The sequence below is a fragment of the Geodermatophilus sp. URMC 64 genome, assembly GCF_053502555.1.
Genome location: NZ_CP199955.1, coordinates 558657 through 575636 on the forward strand (window position 1 = coordinate 558657; position 16980 = coordinate 575636).

Genomic DNA, 16980 nt, shown 5'->3' on the forward strand with positions numbered 1-16980 from the left:
CCCGGGTTCTGGGGGCCGTCGATGATCACGGTAGCCCTACGGGAGGATGGTCCCGTGGTGCGACGAGCTGACCGGACCGAGGCGGTACCCGCATGATCGAGCGGTACACGCTCCCCGACATGGGTCGGGTCTGGAGCGACCAGCACAAGTACGAGCTGTGGTGCCGGGTCGAGGCCCTGGTGCTGGAGGCGCACGCGGCGGCCGGGCGGGTGCCCGCCGACGTCGTCGAGCCGGTGCGCAACGCCGCGCCGCCGACGCCGGAGCGGGTCGCGGAGATCGAGGAGACGACGCAGCACGACGTCATCGCCTTCCTCACCGCGTGGGCCGACAACACGACGCCGCGGTCGGCCGCGGCGTACGTGCACCACGGCATGACGTCGTCCGACCTGCTGGACACCGCGCTGGCGGTCCAGCTGACCGAGGCGACCGACCTCCTGCTGGCCAAGGCCGACCGCCTGGTGGCCGCGCTGCGCGACCACGCGCTGGCCCACCGGTCCACGATCAAGGTGGGCCGCACGCACGGCGTGCACGCCGAGCCGGACGTGTGGGGCCACCGGGTCGCCGACATCGCCTTCGCCATGGCCCGCTCGCGGGACCGGCTGCGGGCGGCGCGGGAGCGGGTCGGCGTCGTCGCGATCTCCGGCGCCGTCGGTACGTACTCGCTGATCGACCCGTCGGTGGAGGTCGAGGTGGCGCGCGCGCTCAACCTGCGGCCGGCCGAGGCCTCCACGCAGGTGGTGCTGCGCGACTCGATCAGCGAGTGGGTCGCGGCCCTGGCGGTCATCGCCACGGTCTGCGAGACGGTCGCCCTGGAGGTGCGGCACGGGCAGCGGACCGAGGTGCGGGAGCTTTCCGAGGCGTTCGGCTCGGGGCAGAAGGGCTCGAGCGCGATGCCGCACAAGAAGAACCCGATCCGCTCCGAGCGCATCGCCGGGCTGGCCCGGGTCGTGCGGGCCGCGATCGTGCCCGTCATGGAGGGCATCCCGCTCTGGCACGAGCGGGACATCTCGCACTCCTCCACCGAGCGGGTGTTCCTGCCCGACGCGGCGATCACCACCGACTACCTGCTGCACCTGACCACCGGGCTGGTCGAGAACCTGGTCGTCGACGCCGAGCGGATGCGGGCCAACCTGGAGTCCACCGGCGGGCTGATCTACACCTCGTCGGTGCTGCTGGAACTGGTCGAGGGCGGGCTGTCCCGTGAGGACGCCTACGCGCTGGTGCAGTCCGCGGCGATGGAGACCTGGAACACCGGGACGCCGTTCCGGTCGACCCTGCGTTCGCGTGCCGACGCCGACGGCGTGAAGCTCGACGAGGCGCGGCTGGACGAGATCTGCCGGCCGGAGCAGTACGTGCAGAACCTCGGCCCGCTGTTCGAGCGGGTCGCGGCGCTCACGTGACGATCGACCTGCCCCTGGTCGCGCGGGGCAAGGTGCGCGAGATCTACGACGCCGGCTCCGACCGGCTGCTGCTCGTCGCGTCGGACCGGATCTCCGCCTACGACTGGATCCTGCCGACGCCCATCCCGGACAAGGGGCGGGTGCTCACCCAGCTGTCGGTGTGGTGGTTCGAGCAGCTGGGTCAGGTCCTCGAGCGCTTCGGGGCGTCGCACCACCTGGTGTCGGCTGCCGACGTCCCGGCCGAGGTGGCGGGGCGGGCGATGCTGGTGCGGCGCCTGGAGATGCTGCCGGTCGAGTGCGTGGCGCGCGGCTACCTGTCCGGCTCGGGCACCAAGGAGTACGAGCGCACGGGCTCGATTCGGGACGTCGCCCTGCCGCCCGGCCTGGTCGAGGGCTCGCGGCTGCCGGCGCCGGTGTTCACGCCGTCCACCAAGGCCGAGATCGGGGAACACGACGAGGCGATCGACTTCTCGCGCGTCTGCGAGCTGGTGGGCGCCGCGCGGGCGGACGAGCTGAAGGCGCTGACGCTCGCCCTGTACTCCCGCGCCGCCGAGATCGCCGAGACGGCCGGGATCCTCCTGGCCGACACCAAGTTCGAGTTCGGGCTGGACGGCGACGAGCTGGTCCTCGCCGACGAGGTGCTCACCCCCGACTCGTCCCGCTTCTGGCCCGCCGACACCTGGTCGCCGGGCACCGCGCAGCCGTCGTACGACAAGCAGTTCGTCCGCGACTGGCTCACCAACGAGTCGGGCTGGGACCGCGTCTCCCCGCCGCCGGAGCTCCCGGACGACGTCGTCGCCGCCACCCGCGAGCGGTACGTCACCGCGTACGAGCAGCTCACCGGCCGCGCGTTCACCTGAGGGCCGAGATCGGCGATCTCGCCCGCATCACAGCGTTGATGGGGTCGAGATCGCCGATCTGGACCGGGCTGTGGAAGGGGCCGACGCGCTGCGGCCTCCTGACGGCACGCTGCCGTGGTGCCGAGCCGCCGCGTTCCTTCTCGTCTCACCGGCCCCGCCACTCGCGGCATGGCCCTCGATGCGGGGATCACCGACAAGCAGTTGCGCCACCGCGACGTCGTACGCCTCTCACGTGACACCTACTTGCCCAAGGCGCTCGAACGCGACCTGCGGTCACGCCTGCCCGCGATCCTGTTGACGGCTCCCGCCGGCGCAGTGGTCAGCCACCTGACGGCGGCGGCGCTCCTGGGCATCGAGGTCCCGATGCAGCCGCCCGACCCGCGCGCGGATCTGATCGTCCCGAGAGGTTCCCGCGCGGAGAACCGCCCTGACCGGCGCATTCATCGCGACCAGTTGCCGGACGACGACGTGATGCGCCTGTCGGCTCTGCCGATCACGACGCCGGCGCGGACCTGGCGTGATCTGGCGAGCATCCTGCTCCCGTCGGCGTTGCTCGCCGTCACGGATCAGCTGCTCGCCGGTCGGTGCACGCGCGAGGAGCTCCAAAGTCAACTCCTCCGGCGACCCCGGGGTCGCGGATCGGCGCGGGCTCGGGCGGTCCTGCCGGTTGCGGACCCGCGCGCCGAGTCGCCGATGGAGTCCGTGCTGCGCTGGCTCATCCATCAGGCCGGACTCCCGGTCCCCGAGCTCCAGTTCGTCGTCCGGGACCCTGCGGGCGTGTTCCTGGGACGGGCCGACCTCGCCTGGCCCGACCGCAAGGTGCTCGTCGAGTTCGACGGCAACGTCCACCGTGAGCGCGGCGTCTTCGTGAACGACCTCCGACGGCAGAACGCGCTGATCGCTGCGGGATGGGTGATCCTCCGCTTCACGTCGGCCGACGTCCTGGGCCGCCCGGACGAGGTGACCGCAGCGATACGGCAAGCCTTGCGCTGACGAGATCGGCGATCTCGTCCCCATGAGCCGCCGGGTGGGGGCGAGATCGGCGATCTCGCCGGCACAGTCGGCGCTCCGAAGCCGCCAGGTACCCTCGTGCACGTGCCGCGGGTGGTCGTCGACGTCGTCCTCAAGCCGGAGATCTCCGACCCCCAGGGGCAGGCGGTGCTCGGCGCACTCGGCCGGCTGGGCCACGACGGCGTGCGCAGCGTGCGCCAGGGCAAGCACTTCGTCCTCGACGTCGAGGGCACGCCCGACGAGGCGGAGCTGAAGCAGATCGCCGAGACCCTGCTGGCCAACCCCGTCATCGAGGACGTCGAACTGCACCTCCCGACCGACTGAACGGATCTGCTCGTGCGCATCGGGATCATCACCTTCCCGGGCTCCCTGGACGACGTCGACGCCGCGCGTGCGGTGCGCCTGGCCGGCGGTGAGCCGGTCACGCTCTGGCACGCCGACCACGACCTGAAGGACGTCGACGCCGTCGTCCTCCCCGGCGGCTTCTCCTACGGCGACTACCTGCGGGCCGGCGCCATCGCCGCCCGCTCGCCACTGATGCGGGACGTCGTGGCCGCCGCGAAGGGCGGCCTCCCGGTGCTCGGCATCTGCAACGGCTTCCAGATCCTCTGCGAGTCCGGCCTGCTGCCCGGCGCGCTGACCCGCAACAGCCACCTGCACTTCCGCAACCGCGACCAGGTACTGCGCGTCGAGCGGGCCGACACCGCCTGGACCGGCGACTACGAGCAGGGCCAGCGGATCGTCATCCCGGTCAAGAACGGCGAGGGCCGCTACGTGGCGGCCGACCGGGACCTCGACCGCCTCGAGGCCGAGAACCGGGTCGTCTTCCGCTACGTCGACGGCAACCCCAACGGCAGCTCCCGCGACATCGCGGGCGTCACCAGCGAGGACGGCCGGGTCGTGGGCCTCATGCCGCACCCCGAGCACGCGGTCGAGGACCTCACCGGCCCCTCCACCGACGGGCTCGGGTTCTTCACCAGCGTGCTGAAGCAGGTCGTGAACGCATGACCCGCGAGAGCGACGCCCGAGGGAGCATCGCAGCGAGGAACGAGCGAGGAGCGGAGCGAGGGCGGAGTCGAGCCGTGCACACGGACACCGTCGAGTACGCCGAGAAGACGCCCGACGACGAGCAGCCCTGGGCCGAGCTCGGCCTCAAGGACGACGAGTACCGGCGGATCCGCGACATCCTCGGTCGTCGGCCCACCACGGCCGAGCTGGCCATGTACTCGGTCATGTGGAGCGAGCACTGCTCCTACAAGTCGTCGAAGGTGCACCTGCGCCGCTTCGGCGACCTGCCGAAGAGCGAGTCGCTGCTGGTCGGCATCGGTGAGAACGCCGGCGTGGTGGACGTCGGCGACGGCTACGCGGTCACCTTCAAGGTCGAGTCGCACAACCACCCGAGCTACGTCGAGCCCTACCAGGGCGCGGCCACCGGCGTGGGCGGCATCGTCCGCGACATCCTCACCATGGGCGCCCGCCCGATCGCGGTCATGGACTCACTGCGCTTCGGCCGGGCCGACGCCCCGGACACCGCCCGCGTGCTGCCCGGCGTCGTCGCCGGCGTCGGCGGCTACGGCAACTGCCTGGGCCTGCCCAACATCGGCGGCGAGCTGCTCTTCGACGAGTGCTACGCCGGCAACCCCCTGGTCAACGCGCTGTGCGTCGGCGTGATGCGGCACGAGGACGTGCGGCTGGCCAAGGCCGAGGGCGTCGGCAACAAGGTGATCCTCTTCGGCGCCCGCACCGGCGGCGACGGCATCGGCGGCGTCAGCGTGCTGGCCAGCGAGACGTTCGACGCCGAGGGCCCGGCCAAGCGGCCGAGCGTGCAGGTCGGCGACCCGTTCACCGAGAAGCTGCTCATCGAGGCGTGCCTGGAGATCTTCGCCGCCGACCTGGTCACCGGCATCCAGGACCTCGGCGGCGCCGGCCTCTCCTGCGCGACGTCCGAGCTGGCCAGCGCCGGCACCGGCGGCATGCACATCGACCTGGACGCGGTCCCGCTGCGCGACTCCACGCTGACCCCGGCCGAGATCCTGATGAGCGAGTCGCAGGAGCGCATGTGCGCGATCGTCGAGCCGGACAAGGTGGAGCGGTTCCTCGCCGTCTGCCGCAAGTGGGACGTGCTCGCCACCGTCATCGGTGAGGTCACCGACGGCGACCGGCTCGTCGTCGACTGGCACGGCGAGCGGATCGTCGACGTCCCGCCGCGGACGGTCGCGCACGAGGGCCCGGTCTACGACCGGCCGATGGCCCGCCCGCGCGACCTCGACGCCCTGCAGGACGACGACCCGGCCCGCCTGCCGCGGCCCGCGACGCCGGAGGAGCTGCAGGCGCACTGGCTCGCCGTCGTCGCCAGCCCGGACGGCGCGGACAAGACCTGGGTCACCGAGCAGTACGACCGCTACGTCCGCGGCAACACCGTGCTCGCGCAGCCCGAGGACGCCGGTGTGGTCCGCATCGACGAGGAGACCCACCGCGGCATCGCGCTGGCGCTGGACGGCAACGCCCGCTTCGCCCGGCTCGACCCGTACGCCGGGGCGCAGCTGAACCTGGCCGAGGCCTACCGCAACGTGGCGGTGAGCGGTGCCCGGCCGCTGGCCGTCACCAACTGCCTGAACTTCGGCTCCCCGGAGGAGCCGGAGGTGATGTGGCAGTTCGCCGAGGCCGTCCGCGGGCTCGCCGACGCCTCCCGGGAGCTCGGCCTGCCGGTCACCGGCGGCAACGTCAGCCTCTACAACCAGACCGGGGACGTCGCGATCAACCCGACGCCGGTGATCGGGGTGCTGGGCGTGCACGACGACGTCCGGACGCGGGTGCCCTCCGGCTGGCGGGCGAGCGGTGAGACCGTGCTGCTGCTCGGCGAGACGAAGCCCGAGTTCGGCGGCTCGGCGTGGGCGTCGGTCGTGCACGGGCACCTCGGCGGCCGCCCGCCGGCGCTGGACCTCGAGGCGGAGCGGAAGCTGGCCGGGCTGCTCGGCGCGCTGGCCCGCGCGGGCCAGATCGGCTCGGCCCACGACCTGGCCGACGGCGGGCTGGCGCAGGCGCTGGCCGAGTCGGCGCTGCGCTACGGCGTGGGCGCCCGGCTGAGCCTGGGCGGCGACGCGTTCACCGCGCTGTTCAGCGAGTCCACCGGCCGCGTCGTCGTCACCACGACCGACCCCGGCGGCGTGAAGACGACGGCGGACTGGGCCGGGGTGCGGGTGACCGAGCTGGGGACGACCGGCGGCGACGCCCTCGTCGTCGACGGCGTCGCCGAGCTGCCGCTGGCCGAGCTCCGCGCGGCGTGGACGGCGACCCTCCCGGCGCTGTTCGGCACGCCCGAGGCCACGGTGGGCAGCGTCCCGGCGGGAACCGTCCCGACCAGCTGATGCCGGCTTCGGCCCCGATCCCGGCCGACGAGCTCGCCGCCGCCGTCGAGCCGGTCCGCGCCTGGCTGGCGGGGGAGGCCGAGCAGCCGCCGCGCGCCGTCGTCGGCGCCGCGGTGAAGACGACGGCGCGCTGGCTGGCCCAGCAGGTGCCCGGCCGCTCGGTGGAGCTGCGGGTGCCGCCGCACGTCGCCGTCCAGCTGGTGCCCGGGCCGCGGCACACCCGGGGGACGCCGCCCAACGTCGTCGAGACCGACGCCGCCACCTGGCTGCGGCTCGCGACCGGCGCCACGACGTGGGACGACGCGGTCGCCGCGGGGGAGGTGAGCGCCAGCGGCAACCGCGCCGACCTCGCCGCCCACCTCCCGCTCACCCCGTTCAGACGCGCCTCATCGCGATGAAGTACGCGTACTCCATCGCCATGGAGCGCACGGGGTCAGCCGCTGAACAGCGCGGACGCGGCCTGGATGGTGCGGATGAGGCCGTACAGCAGCGGGATGCCGACCAGCACCCAGGCGAACACGATCAGCGCGATCGGGGTGTGGGTGCTCGGACTGCCGTCGGCGGCCGGGGTGGTGGTCATCGGACGGCGCTCCGTTCTCCGGTGTGGGCGTGGGTGAACTGCTCGACCGCTTCCTTGGGCTCGTGCCACTTGTCGGCCACCGGCCGGATCAGCAGGTTGGCGACGAACCCGACCGCGAGCAGGCCGATCATGATGAACAGCGCCGGCCGGTAGTCCGCGGCGACCAGCTCGCCCGGCGTGCCGCGGGTGTCGAGGATGCCGTTGACGATCAACGGCCCGGCCACACCGGCCGCCGACCACGCGGTGAGCAGCCGGCCGTGGATGGCCCCGACCTGATAGGTGCCGAACAGGTCACGCAGGTACGCCGGGACGGTGGCGAACCCGCCGCCGTAGAAGCTGATGATCAGCGCGGCGGTGAGCACGAACAGCCAGGTCGCCGTGGACCCGAGGGTGGCGAGGACGAAGTACAGGATCATGCCGACGCCGAGGTAGACCATGTAGATGTTCTTGCGGCCGATGTAGTCCGACGTCGTCGACCACGCGAACCGTCCGCCCATGTTGAACAGGGAGAGGACGCCGACGAAGCCGGCCGCCGCACTGGCCGCCACCAGCGAGGTGTCCCCGCGGCGGAAGAAGTCCTGGATCATCGGCGCCGCCTGCTCGAGGATGCCGATGCCCGCGGTCACGTTGCAGAAGAGCACCGTCCACAGCAGCCAGAACTGCGGCGTCTTCGTGGAGTTGCGCGCGGAGACGTTCTCCGTCGTCACCAGGGCCTTCTGCTTGACCGTCGACGGGTCGAAGCCGGCCGGCTTCCAGTCGTCGGCCGGGACCCGCACGATCAGGGCACCGAACAGCATGAAGACCAGGTAGACCAGGCCCAGGGTGAGGAACAGCAGCGCGACGGAGGGGCCGTTGGGCACGGACGTCGGATCCGCGGCGTCGTAGGACGGGTCGTACAGGGCCATGAGCTGCCGGGAGAGGGGCGAGGCGATCAGCGCGCCGCCGCCGAAGCCCATGATCGCCATGCCGGTGGCCAGGCCGGGACGGTCCGGGAACCACTTGATCAGCGTGGAGACCGGCGAGATGTAGCCGATGCCCAGGCCGATGCCGCCGATGACGCCGTATCCGAGGTAGAGCAGCCACAACTGCTCGGTGGCGATGCCGAGGGAGCCGACCAGGAAGCCGACCGACCAGCACACGGCCGCGACGAACATGGCCGCCCGCGGGCCGTTGCGGTCGACCCACGTGCCGAAGACCGCCGCGGACAGGCCCAGCATGACGATCGCGATCGAGAAGATGATCCCGATCGCGGTGAGGCTCGTGTCGAAGTGGTTGACCAGGGCGGTCTTGTAGACGCTGGTCGCGTACGCCTGTCCGATGCACAGGTGCACGGCGAGGGCGGCCGGCGGGATCAGCCAGCGGTTGAAACCGGGCTTGGCGACGATGCGCTCACGGGAGAGGAAACCGGGTACTGCCATGGGGCGACCTCCGATGGGTCTAGACCGGGCATCCGGAGCCCGGGCCAGGTGTTTCCCTGAGAGAGCGCAAGAACGGTACGTCCGGCTGCACACGATTGCCTGTCGAACGCGACGCCCCCGTGACCAGGTGCACCCTGGTCCTTCCTAGGCTCACCACATGCCGCACGAGGTGAGGGGCGTCGTCGCCCGCGCGAAGGGTCAGCCGGTCAGCATCGAGACGATCGTGGTGCCCGATCCGGGGCCGGGGGAGGCGGTCGTCGACGTCCAGGCGTGCGGCGTCTGCCACACCGACCTGCACTACCGCGAGGGCGGCATCAACGACGAGTTCCCGTTCCTGCTCGGCCACGAGGCCGCCGGCGTCGTCTCGGCCGTCGGCGAGGGGGTGACGAACGTGGCCGTCGGGGACTACGTGATCCTCAACTGGCGGGCGGTGTGCGGGCAGTGCCGCGCCTGCCTCAAGGGCGACCTGCACTACTGCTTCAACACCCACAACGCCGCGCAGAAGATGACCCTGGCCGACGGCACCGAGCTCTCGCCGGCGCTGGGCATCGGCGCGTTCGCCGAGAAGACGCTGGTGCACTCCGGGCAGTGCACGAAGGTCGACCCGAAGGCCCCGCCCACGGCCGCGGGCCTGCTCGGCTGCGGCGTGATGGCCGGCGTCGGCGCGGCGATGAACACCGGCGCGGTCAAGCGCGGGGAGAGCGTGGCGGTCTTCGGCTGCGGCGGCGTCGGGGACGCGGCGATCGCCGGGGCGAGGCTGGCCGGCGCGTCCACGATCGTCGCCGTCGACCTCGACGACCGGAAGCTCGAGTGGGCCAAGAAGCTCGGCGCCACGCACACGGTGAACTCGAAGAACACCGACGCGGTGGAGGCGGTCAAGGCGGCGACCGGCGGCTTCGGTGCCGACGTGACCATCGACGCGGTCGGTCACCCCAAGGTCTTCGAGCAGGCCTTCTACGCCCGCGACCTGGCCGGCCGGGTCGTGATGGTCGGCGTGCCCACCCCGGACATGACGATCGAGCTGCCCGCGATCGAGATCTTCGGCCGCGGCGGCGCGATCAAGTCCTCCTGGTACGGCGACTGCCTGCCCTCCCGTGACTTCCCGATGCTGATCGACCTGTACCTGCAGGGCCGCTTCCCGCTCGACGAGTTCGTCTCCGAGACGATCGCGCTGGAGGACGTCGAGTCCGCGTTCGAGAAGATGCACCGCGGTGAGGTGCTGCGGTCGGTGGTCGTCCTCTGATGGCGGCGAGGATCGAGAAGGCCGTCGTCAGCGGGGTGTTCAGCCTCGACGGGCAGGACTTCGACGTCGACAACAACGTCTGGCTCGTCGGGGACGACGACGAGGTGCTGGTGATCGACGCCCCGCACGACGCGGCCCCGATCGTCGAGGCGATCGGCGGGCGGCGGGTGACGGCGATCGTGCTCACCCACGGGCACAACGACCACATCACCGCGGCCCCGGCGCTGCGCGAGGCCACCGGCGCGCCGATCTGGTTCCCCCCGCCGACCGGATGCTCTGGGACATGGTCCACGAGAACGTGCAGCCCGACGAGGCCCTCGGCGAGGGGACGACGTTCGACGTCGCCGGCACGACGCTAACCGCGCTGCACACCCCCGGTCACTCGCCGGGCAGCACCTGCCTGCACGCCCCGGACCTGACCGCCGTCTTCACCGGCGACACGCTCTTCCACGGCGGGCCAGGGGCGACCGGGCGTAGCTTCAGCGACAAGCCGACGATCCTGACCTCGATCCGCTCGAAGCTGCTCACGCTGCACGGCGACACCGTCGTCCACACCGGGCACGGCGACGACACCACCATCGCGGCCGAACTGCGCACCGTCGGCTGACGAGCCGGCGGTCCCGGGTCAGGTCTGCGTCGTGCCGGATCCGTCCGGGCGTCGCTCCTCGGTGTCGCGCCGCGCACCCGCGGCCTCCGCGCCCGTGCGCTCGAGGCGCTGGCGGATCGCGGCGACGTTGAGCGCGAGGTCTTCGAGCGCCTCGACCGCGCGTGTGGCCAGCGCGAACGTGAGGTTCTCGCGCTGCTCCTCGGGACTGGGCTGCCGGTAGCGCTCCCGCTCGGAGGACTCGAGCGGCCGGCGCGTCGCCGCCGCCCACGGCTCCGTGTCGCCGCGCTGCTCGGAGAACAGCTCGCGCAGCATCCGCTGCGCCAGCTCGAGGAAGTCACCAGGGTCGGGCCGGTCGGTCGGCATGCGTACTCCTCTCGGCTCGTGTCGAGCAACGAGCCGGGGGACGGCCCGCGTTCCCACTGGAGGATGCTCCTCGCGAACCCCGCGGCACAGTGGGCACGGTCACCTCAGGGCGCGCAGGATCCGTCGGTGCCGCCGGTACCGTAGAGACGTGCCACGCGGTGACGGACGGCTGACGCACGACCTCGATCCCTCTTCCCCCGGACCTCAGGACGCCTGTGGCGTCTTCGGCGTCTGGGCGCCGGGGGAGGAGGTCGCGAAGCTGACCTACTTCGGCCTGTACGCCCTCCAGCACCGCGGTCAGGAGGCGGCGGGCATCGCGGTCTCCGACGGCTCCTCGGTGGTCGTCTACAAGGACCTCGGGCTGGTCAGCCAGGTCTTCGACGAGCCGACGCTCGGCAGCCTGCGCGGGCACCTGGCCGTCGGCCACACCCGCTACTCGACGACCGGCGCCTCCACCTGGGAGAACGCGCAGCCGACCTTCCGGACGACGGAGGCCGGCACCGGCCTGGCGCTGTGCCACAACGGCAACCTGGTCAACACCGCGGAGCTGGCGAGCAAGGCCGCCGACGCCGGCGTGCCGGGCGCGTTCACCGCCAGCACCGACTCCGACCTGGTGACCTCGCTGATCGCGGCGCACCCCGACCTCTCGGTCGAGGAGGCGGCGATGCAGGTCCTCCCCTCCCTGCGCGGCGCCTTCAGCCTGACCTTCATGGACGAGGACACCCTCTACGCCGCCCGCGACCCGCAGGGTGTGCGGCCGCTGGTGCTCGGCCGGCTGGAGCGCGGCTGGGTCGTGGCCAGCGAGACCGCGGCACTGGACATCGTCGGCGCCTCGTTCGTGCGCGAGGTCGAGCCCGGCGAGCTGCTCGCGATCGACGAGAACGGGCTGCGCAGCCAGCACTTCGCCGTCGCCGAGCCCAAGGGCTGCATCTTCGAGTACGTCTACCTGGCCCGGCCGGACACCACCATCGGCGGCCGGGGCGTGCACGCCGCCCGCGTCGAGATCGGCCGCCGGCTGGCCAAGGAGCACCCCGCCGACGCCGACCTGGTCATCCCGGTGCCGGAGTCGGGAACGCCGGCCGCGGTCGGCTACGCCGAGGCGAGCGGCATCCCCTACGGCCTGGGCCTGGTCAAGAACTCCTACGTCGGGCGCACCTTCATCCAGCCGAGCCAGACCATCCGGCAGCTGGGCATCCGGCTGAAGCTCAACCCGCTGCGCGACGTCATCCGCGGCAAGCGGCTGGTCGTCGTCGACGACTCGATCGTCCGCGGCAACACCCAGCGGGCCCTGATCCGGATGCTGCGCGAGGCCGGCGCGGTCGAGGTGCACGTGCGCATCTCCTCGCCGCCGGTGAAGTGGCCCTGCTTCTACGGCATCGACTTCGCCAGCCGGGCCGAGCTGATCGCCAACGGCCTGGACGTCGAGGGAGTGCGCGCCTCGATCAACGCCGACTCCCTCGGCTACGTCTCCGAGCAGGGCCTGATCGCGGCCACCGAGCAGCCGGTCAACCGGCTGTGCACGGCCTGCTTCACCGGCTCCTACCCGATCCCGCTCGGCGAGTCCGACGTGCTGGGCAAGCACGTGCTCGAGGGCATCGAGAAGCGGGCCGCCGTCACCGGCTGGACCGGCCGGCAGGCCGGGAGCCCGATCGTCCCCGGCGGCGCCGAGGACGCTCTCTCCCGCCCGTGAGCGAGCCCTTCACCTACGCCGCGTCCGGCGTCGACATCGACGCCGGGGAGCGCGCGGTGACGCTGATGCGCGCTGCGGTCGAGAAGACCAACCGGCCTGAGGTCGTCGGCGGGCTCGGCGGCTTCGCCGGCCTGTTCGCGCTGGACACGGCGAAGTACCGCCGGCCGTTGCTGGCGTCGTCCACCGACGGCGTCGGCACGAAGATCGCCCTGGCCCGGGCCCTGGACCGGCACGACACCGTCGGCATCGACCTCGTCGCGATGGTCGTCGACGACCTCGTCGCCTGCGGCGCCGAGCCGCTGTTCCTGCAGGACTACGTCGCCTGCGGGCAGGTCGTCCCCGAGAAGATCGCGGCGATCGTCACCGGCATCGCCGAGGGCTGCACGCAGGCCGGCGCCGCGCTGGTCGGCGGGGAGACCGCCGAGCACGGTGACCTGATGGACGCCGACGAGTACGACCTGGCGGCGACGGCGGTCGGCGTCGTCGAGGCCGACGGCGTGCTCGGCCCCGAGCGGGTGCGCGAAGGGGACGCCGTCGTGGCCATGGCCTCGTCGGGCTTCCACTCCAACGGCTACTCGCTGGTCCGCAAGGTGGTCGCCGCCGCGGGCCTGGACCTCGCGTGGACGCACGGCCTGGGCCGCCCGCTGGGCGACGTGCTGCTCGAGCCCACGCGCATCTACGCCCGCGACTGCCTGGCGCTGGTCGAGGAGCTCGGCGTCGAGGGCGTGCACGCGTACGCGCACATCACCGGCGGCGGGCTGGCCGGCAACACCGCCCGCGTTGTCCCGGAGGGGCTGGCCGCGGTGCTCGACCGCGGCACCTGGGTCCTGCCGGAAGCGGTGCGGCTGCTCGAGGAGCACGGCGTGCCGCGCGCGGAGTCCGAGCGGGCCTTCAACTGCGGCGTCGGCATGGTCGCCGTCGTGTCAGCGGACGCCGCCGATCGCGCCGTGGCGCTGCTGTCCGGCCGGGGCGTCCCCGCGTGGGTGGCGGGCAGTGTCGAGCGCCGACCCGAGGGCACCCACCTGGTCGGCAGCTACCGCTAAGAACCCCGTCCTCCCCACCCTTCCACGCTCAGGGCGGGGCCCGGGACGGGGCCGGATGCGATCGGGCGGTACGGGCCGTCGCCGCGGTCAGCGGCTGGCGGCCCAGTCGTCGTCCGCGTCGTCCTCGGAAGCCCAGCGGTCGCTGTACTCGTCCTCGTCGTCGTCATCGGTCGTCGCCCGGTGCGCCGGGTACGTCGACGGCTGACCAGCGAGCTCTCGCTGCAGAGCGGAGAGATCGGTGTTCGGTGAGCTGTACTTGAGCTCACGGGCCACGCGTGTCTGCTTGGCCTTCGCTCGGCCGCGCCCCATCGGCTCGACCCCCTCGTTACGGAGTACGGGAGCCCAGCCAGCGGCTGGAACGGCCCGCGTGGCGACCCCGACTGAGTGACTGTGTCTGGACCGAGCTTACGACACGTATCGAGCCTGAGCACGGGTCCTCCCCCTCCCGGGGCGGAAGAGGCGACGGAGGTCACGCGGACGGCGTCGGCAGGGGGCTCGGCTCCCGGGTGCGGCCGCACCCGGGCAGGCGGGCGGCGGCCGCGGTGCACCAGAAGGAGCTGCCGGCGGCGACGGCCCGGACCACGGAGGGCAGCTCGCCCGGATCGCCGCCCTTGACCACGTAGCCGGAGACGCCCACCTCGCGGGCCGCGCACACGCTCGCGACCGTGACCGTCGCCGTGTGCATGACGACGCGGGTCGCCGGCCGGACGGCCAGCACCGTCCGCGTCGCCTCCAGGCCGGTCATGCCGGGCATGGCCGCGTCCATCAGGACGACGTCCGGGTCGGTGCGGAGGACCGTCGGGAGGGCCTCGCTGCCGTCCGCGCACTCGCCGACCACGCGGATGTCCGGTGTCAGCGCGAACAGGTCACCCAGCGCCTCCCGGACGAAGTCGTGGTCGTCCACGAGCAGGATCTTGATCACAGCACGCCCTCCCCCAGTCACTCACCGTCGCACACGGACGGCGGGTGGTCACCGGAGCAAGAGTGGGCCATGACAGCCGGTGAGAGCAGCCCTAGCTGTGGGACAAAGGTCCCCCCAACTGTGGGGTTCTGGAACGGCGGAGTCGGCCGAGCGGAGGCGCCGGAGCGGTGTGCCGTCAGGTCCGGGGCAGGCGGATGGTCGCCAGGCGGCCGACGGACCGCATCCGCTCCTCGGCGAGGCGGTCGGCGGCCACGGCGGGGGAGACGCCCTGCTCGTCGGCGGCCCGGAAGACCCGCAGGGCGACGTCGAAAATGCCGCTCGCCTTGGTCTGGGCGCGGGCGAAGGAGAACCCGTGCCGCTCGTCCTCGACCTGGATCACGCCGCCGGCGTTGACCAGGTAGTCGGGGCCGTAGAGGATGCCGCGCTCGACCAGCCGGTCGGCGATCTCCGGTGTCGCCAGCTGGTTGTTGGCGCCGCCGCAGACGATGCGGGCGGGCAGCACGTCGACGGTCTGGGCGTCCAGCGCCCCGCCGAGCGCGCACGGCGCGTAGACGTCGTGCGCGGTGCGCACCAGCGTCGCGGTGTCGGGCACCGACTTGACCTGCGGGAAGCGCGCCTGCACCCGCTCCACCGCGGCCGCGTCGACGTCGGTGACCAGCACGTCGGCGCCGTCCTCGATCAGGTGGCCGGTCAGGTGCGCGCCGACCTTGCCGACGCCGGCGACCGCGACCGTGCGCCCGGCCAGCGACGGCGTGCCCCACAGGTGCTGGGCCGCCGCGCGCATGCCCTGGAAGACGCCGTAGGCGGTGAGCACCGAGGAGTCGCCGCAGCCGCCGTAGGCCTCCGACCGGCCGTGCGCGTAGCGGGTCTCCCGGGCGACGACGTCGAGGTCGGCGTTGTACGTGCCGACGTCGCAGGCGGTGAGGTAGCGGCCGCCGAGCGACTCGACGAACCGGCCGTAAGCCCGCAGCAGCGCCTCGGTCTTGTCGGTCCGCGGGTCGCCGATGATCACCGCCTTGCCGCCGCCGAGATCCAGCCCGGCCAGGCTGTTCTTGTAGGCCATGGCCTTCGACAGCGCGAGGACGTCGACCACCGCCGCCTCCTCGCTGGGATACGGGTAGAACCGCGTGCCCCCGAGGGCGGGGCCGAGCGCCGTCGAGTAGATCGCGATCACCGCGCGCAGACCCGACTCGGGGTCGGCGCAGAACACCACCTGCTCGTGGCCCGAGCCCAGAACGTCCACGTCCCGAGGGTAGAACGCCGGCGCGACGTCCCCCGACCGGACGACTGCACGGCCGCACCTGCGGGTCCGCGCGCCCCGCGGCCGGTGGACCAGGCATGATTTCGTGCCGGACCCGCGGCCGAGGCGATGCCGCCCCTGCGACTCACGGAGGTACGGACGATGGCTGCACCGAAGCGTCTGCTCGCGCTCGCTCTGGCCGCACCGCTGGCGCTCGCCGCCTGCTCCTCCGACGGCGGGGGGGACAGCAGTGGTGGGGACGGCGGGTCGAGCGACCTCTCCTTCGCCGTCGTCACCCACGGCTCGGCCGGCGACGCCTTCTGGGACGTCGTCCAGAACGGCGCCGAGCAGGCCGGGGAGGACCTCGGCGTCTCCGTCGACTACCAGAGCGACGGTGACCCGCAGCGCCAGTCGCAGCTGATCGACGCCGCGGTCAACCAGGACGTCGACGGCATCGTCGTCTCCATGGCCAACCCGGACGCGCTGCAGGACTCCATCGAGGCGGCCGTCGACGCCGGCATCCCGGTCGTGACGATCAACTCCGGCGGCGACCGCTCCGCCGAGTTCGGCGCCATCGGGCACGTCGGCCAGGACGAGGCCATCGCCGGCCAGGGCGCCGGCCAGCGACTCAAGGCCGACGGCGCCACCCGGGTGCTCTGCGTCCTGCACGAGGCCGGCAACATCGGCCTCGAGCAGCGCTGCGACGGCGCCTCGCAGGGCCTGGGCAGCGAGGTGATCCCGCTGCAGGTGGACATCAACGACCTGCAGGCCGCGCAGTCGACGATCACCTCGGAGCTGCAGAGCGACACGGGCATCGACGCCATCCTGACCCTGAACTCCGCCGTCGCCGCGGTCGCCGTGGCCGCGGTCGGCGACGCCGGTTCCCAGGCGGAGATCGCCACCTTCGACCTGAACCAGGACGTCATCAGCGGCATCCAGGACGGCTCGATCTCCTTCGCCGTCGACCAGCAGCAGTACGAGCAGGGCTACCTGCCGGTCGTGATGCTCAAGCTCTACGCGGAGAACCTGAACACCGTGGGCGGCGGCTCGCCGGTGTTGACCGGGCCGGGCATCGTCGACGCCGAGAACGTCGACCAGATCGCCGACCTGGCGTCCGAGGGCACCCGCTGAGCGCCCGCGCCGCCACCGCCGAGCCGCTCGACGAGCGGCTGACCGCCGTCGGCCCGCTGCGCCGGCTGCTGGTCAAGCCCGAGCTCGGCGCGCTCATCGGCACG

The 16980-nt window shown here is 72.6% G+C and carries 17 protein-coding genes and 1 pseudogene; 12 read left to right on the plus strand and 6 right to left on the minus strand.

Annotation, left to right across the window (positions count from 1 at the left end; translation table 11 throughout):
• Positions 1–92: 92 nt before the first annotated feature.
• The 7 genes from purB to ACWIYF_RS02760 all read left to right on the plus strand — a co-directional run bounded on the left by purB (position 93) and on the right by ACWIYF_RS02760 (position 7037).
• Positions 93–1400, plus strand: coding sequence for an adenylosuccinate lyase (gene purB / locus ACWIYF_RS02730; RefSeq protein WP_448626588.1), 1308 nt, complete (start codon positions 93–95; stop codon positions 1398–1400).
• Positions 1397–2260, plus strand: coding sequence for a phosphoribosylaminoimidazolesuccinocarboxamide synthase (locus ACWIYF_RS02735; protein ID WP_448626589.1), 864 nt, complete (start codon positions 1397–1399; stop codon positions 2258–2260). The genes purB and ACWIYF_RS02735 overlap by 4 nt, the downstream gene beginning before the upstream one ends.
• A gap of 168 nt (positions 2261–2428) precedes the next feature.
• Complete coding sequence (locus tag ACWIYF_RS02740) at positions 2429–3253, plus strand: DUF559 domain-containing protein (protein WP_448626590.1); 825 nt, start codon at positions 2429–2431, stop codon at positions 3251–3253.
• Between the two features lie 102 nt (positions 3254–3355).
• Complete coding sequence (gene purS, locus ACWIYF_RS02745; protein ID WP_179715703.1) at positions 3356–3595, plus strand: phosphoribosylformylglycinamidine synthase subunit PurS; 240 nt, start codon at positions 3356–3358, stop codon at positions 3593–3595.
• Positions 3596–3607: 12 nt separating this feature from the next.
• Positions 3608–4279, plus strand: a complete 672-nt coding sequence (gene purQ / locus ACWIYF_RS02750; RefSeq protein ID WP_448626591.1) for a phosphoribosylformylglycinamidine synthase subunit PurQ — start codon at positions 3608–3610, stop codon at positions 4277–4279.
• Between the two features lie 74 nt (positions 4280–4353).
• Complete coding sequence (purL, locus tag ACWIYF_RS02755; protein ID WP_448626592.1) at positions 4354–6639, plus strand: phosphoribosylformylglycinamidine synthase subunit PurL; 2286 nt, start codon at positions 4354–4356, stop codon at positions 6637–6639.
• Positions 6639–7037, plus strand: coding sequence for a sterol carrier family protein (locus ACWIYF_RS02760; RefSeq protein ID WP_448626593.1), 399 nt, complete (start codon positions 6639–6641; stop codon positions 7035–7037). The genes purL and ACWIYF_RS02760 overlap by 1 nt, the downstream gene beginning before the upstream one ends.
• 35 nt (positions 7038–7072) lie before the next feature.
• Here the strand turns inward: ACWIYF_RS02760 and ACWIYF_RS02765 are convergent, their stop codons facing one another.
• Together ACWIYF_RS02765 and ACWIYF_RS02770 are read right to left on the minus strand one after the other, a co-directional pair.
• Complete coding sequence (locus ACWIYF_RS02765) at positions 7073–7219, minus strand: MFS transporter small subunit (RefSeq protein ID WP_448626594.1); 147 nt, start codon at positions 7217–7219, stop codon at positions 7073–7075.
• Positions 7216–8637, minus strand: a complete 1422-nt coding sequence (locus tag ACWIYF_RS02770) for an L-lactate MFS transporter (RefSeq protein WP_448626595.1) — start codon at positions 8635–8637, stop codon at positions 7216–7218. The genes ACWIYF_RS02765 and ACWIYF_RS02770 overlap by 4 nt, the downstream gene beginning before the upstream one ends.
• Before the next feature lie 157 nt (positions 8638–8794).
• Here ACWIYF_RS02770 and ACWIYF_RS02775 point away from each other — a divergent pair, with 157 nt between their 5' ends.
• Together ACWIYF_RS02775 and ACWIYF_RS02780 are read left to right on the plus strand one after the other, a co-directional pair.
• Positions 8795–9880: an S-(hydroxymethyl)mycothiol dehydrogenase gene (locus tag ACWIYF_RS02775; protein ID WP_448626596.1), complete on the plus strand. Its 1086-nt coding sequence runs from the start codon at positions 8795–8797 to the stop codon at positions 9878–9880.
• A pseudogene (locus tag ACWIYF_RS02780) lies at positions 9880–10487 on the plus strand (MBL fold metallo-hydrolase). Before ACWIYF_RS02775 ends, ACWIYF_RS02780 begins: the two are co-directional and overlap by 1 nt.
• A gap of 18 nt (positions 10488–10505) precedes the next feature.
• Here ACWIYF_RS02780 and ACWIYF_RS02785 read toward each other — a convergent pair.
• Positions 10506–10850, minus strand: coding sequence for a hypothetical protein (locus tag ACWIYF_RS02785; RefSeq protein WP_448626597.1), 345 nt, complete (start codon positions 10848–10850; stop codon positions 10506–10508).
• Positions 10851–10998: 148 nt separating this feature from the next.
• Here ACWIYF_RS02785 and purF point away from each other — a divergent pair, with 148 nt between their 5' ends.
• Together purF and purM are read left to right on the plus strand one after the other, a co-directional pair.
• Positions 10999–12540 carry an amidophosphoribosyltransferase gene (purF, locus tag ACWIYF_RS02790; RefSeq protein ID WP_448626598.1) on the plus strand — a complete coding sequence of 514 codons (1542 nt, stop codon included), beginning with the start codon at positions 10999–11001 and terminating at the stop codon, positions 12538–12540.
• The gene (gene purM / locus ACWIYF_RS02795) at positions 12537–13583 is read left to right on the plus strand and encodes a phosphoribosylformylglycinamidine cyclo-ligase (protein WP_448626599.1); all 1047 of its coding nucleotides are present in this window, start codon (positions 12537–12539) and stop codon (positions 13581–13583) included. The genes purF and purM overlap by 4 nt, the downstream gene beginning before the upstream one ends.
• A gap of 87 nt (positions 13584–13670) precedes the next feature.
• On the opposite strand, the gene ACWIYF_RS02800 is transcribed toward purM, so the two are convergent.
• The 3 genes from ACWIYF_RS02800 to ACWIYF_RS02810 all read right to left on the minus strand — a co-directional run bounded on the left by ACWIYF_RS02800 (position 13671) and on the right by ACWIYF_RS02810 (position 15748).
• A complete protein-coding gene (locus ACWIYF_RS02800; RefSeq protein WP_448626600.1) occupies positions 13671–13892 on the minus strand; it encodes a DUF3073 domain-containing protein in 222 nt (73 codons plus the stop codon).
• Between the two features lie 160 nt (positions 13893–14052).
• Positions 14053–14505, minus strand: coding sequence for a response regulator (locus tag ACWIYF_RS02805; RefSeq protein ID WP_448626601.1), 453 nt, complete (start codon positions 14503–14505; stop codon positions 14053–14055).
• A 175-nt stretch (positions 14506–14680) separates the two neighbouring features.
• Entirely contained in the window at positions 14681–15748 is a 1068-nt protein-coding gene (locus tag ACWIYF_RS02810) for a Glu/Leu/Phe/Val family dehydrogenase (RefSeq protein WP_448626602.1), read from the minus strand.
• Between the two features lie 159 nt (positions 15749–15907).
• On the opposite strand from ACWIYF_RS02810, the gene ACWIYF_RS02815 reads away from it, so the two are divergent.
• Positions 15908–16876, plus strand: a complete 969-nt coding sequence (locus ACWIYF_RS02815) for a sugar ABC transporter substrate-binding protein (protein WP_448626603.1) — start codon at positions 15908–15910, stop codon at positions 16874–16876.
• Positions 16877–16980: the final 104 nt, after the last annotated feature.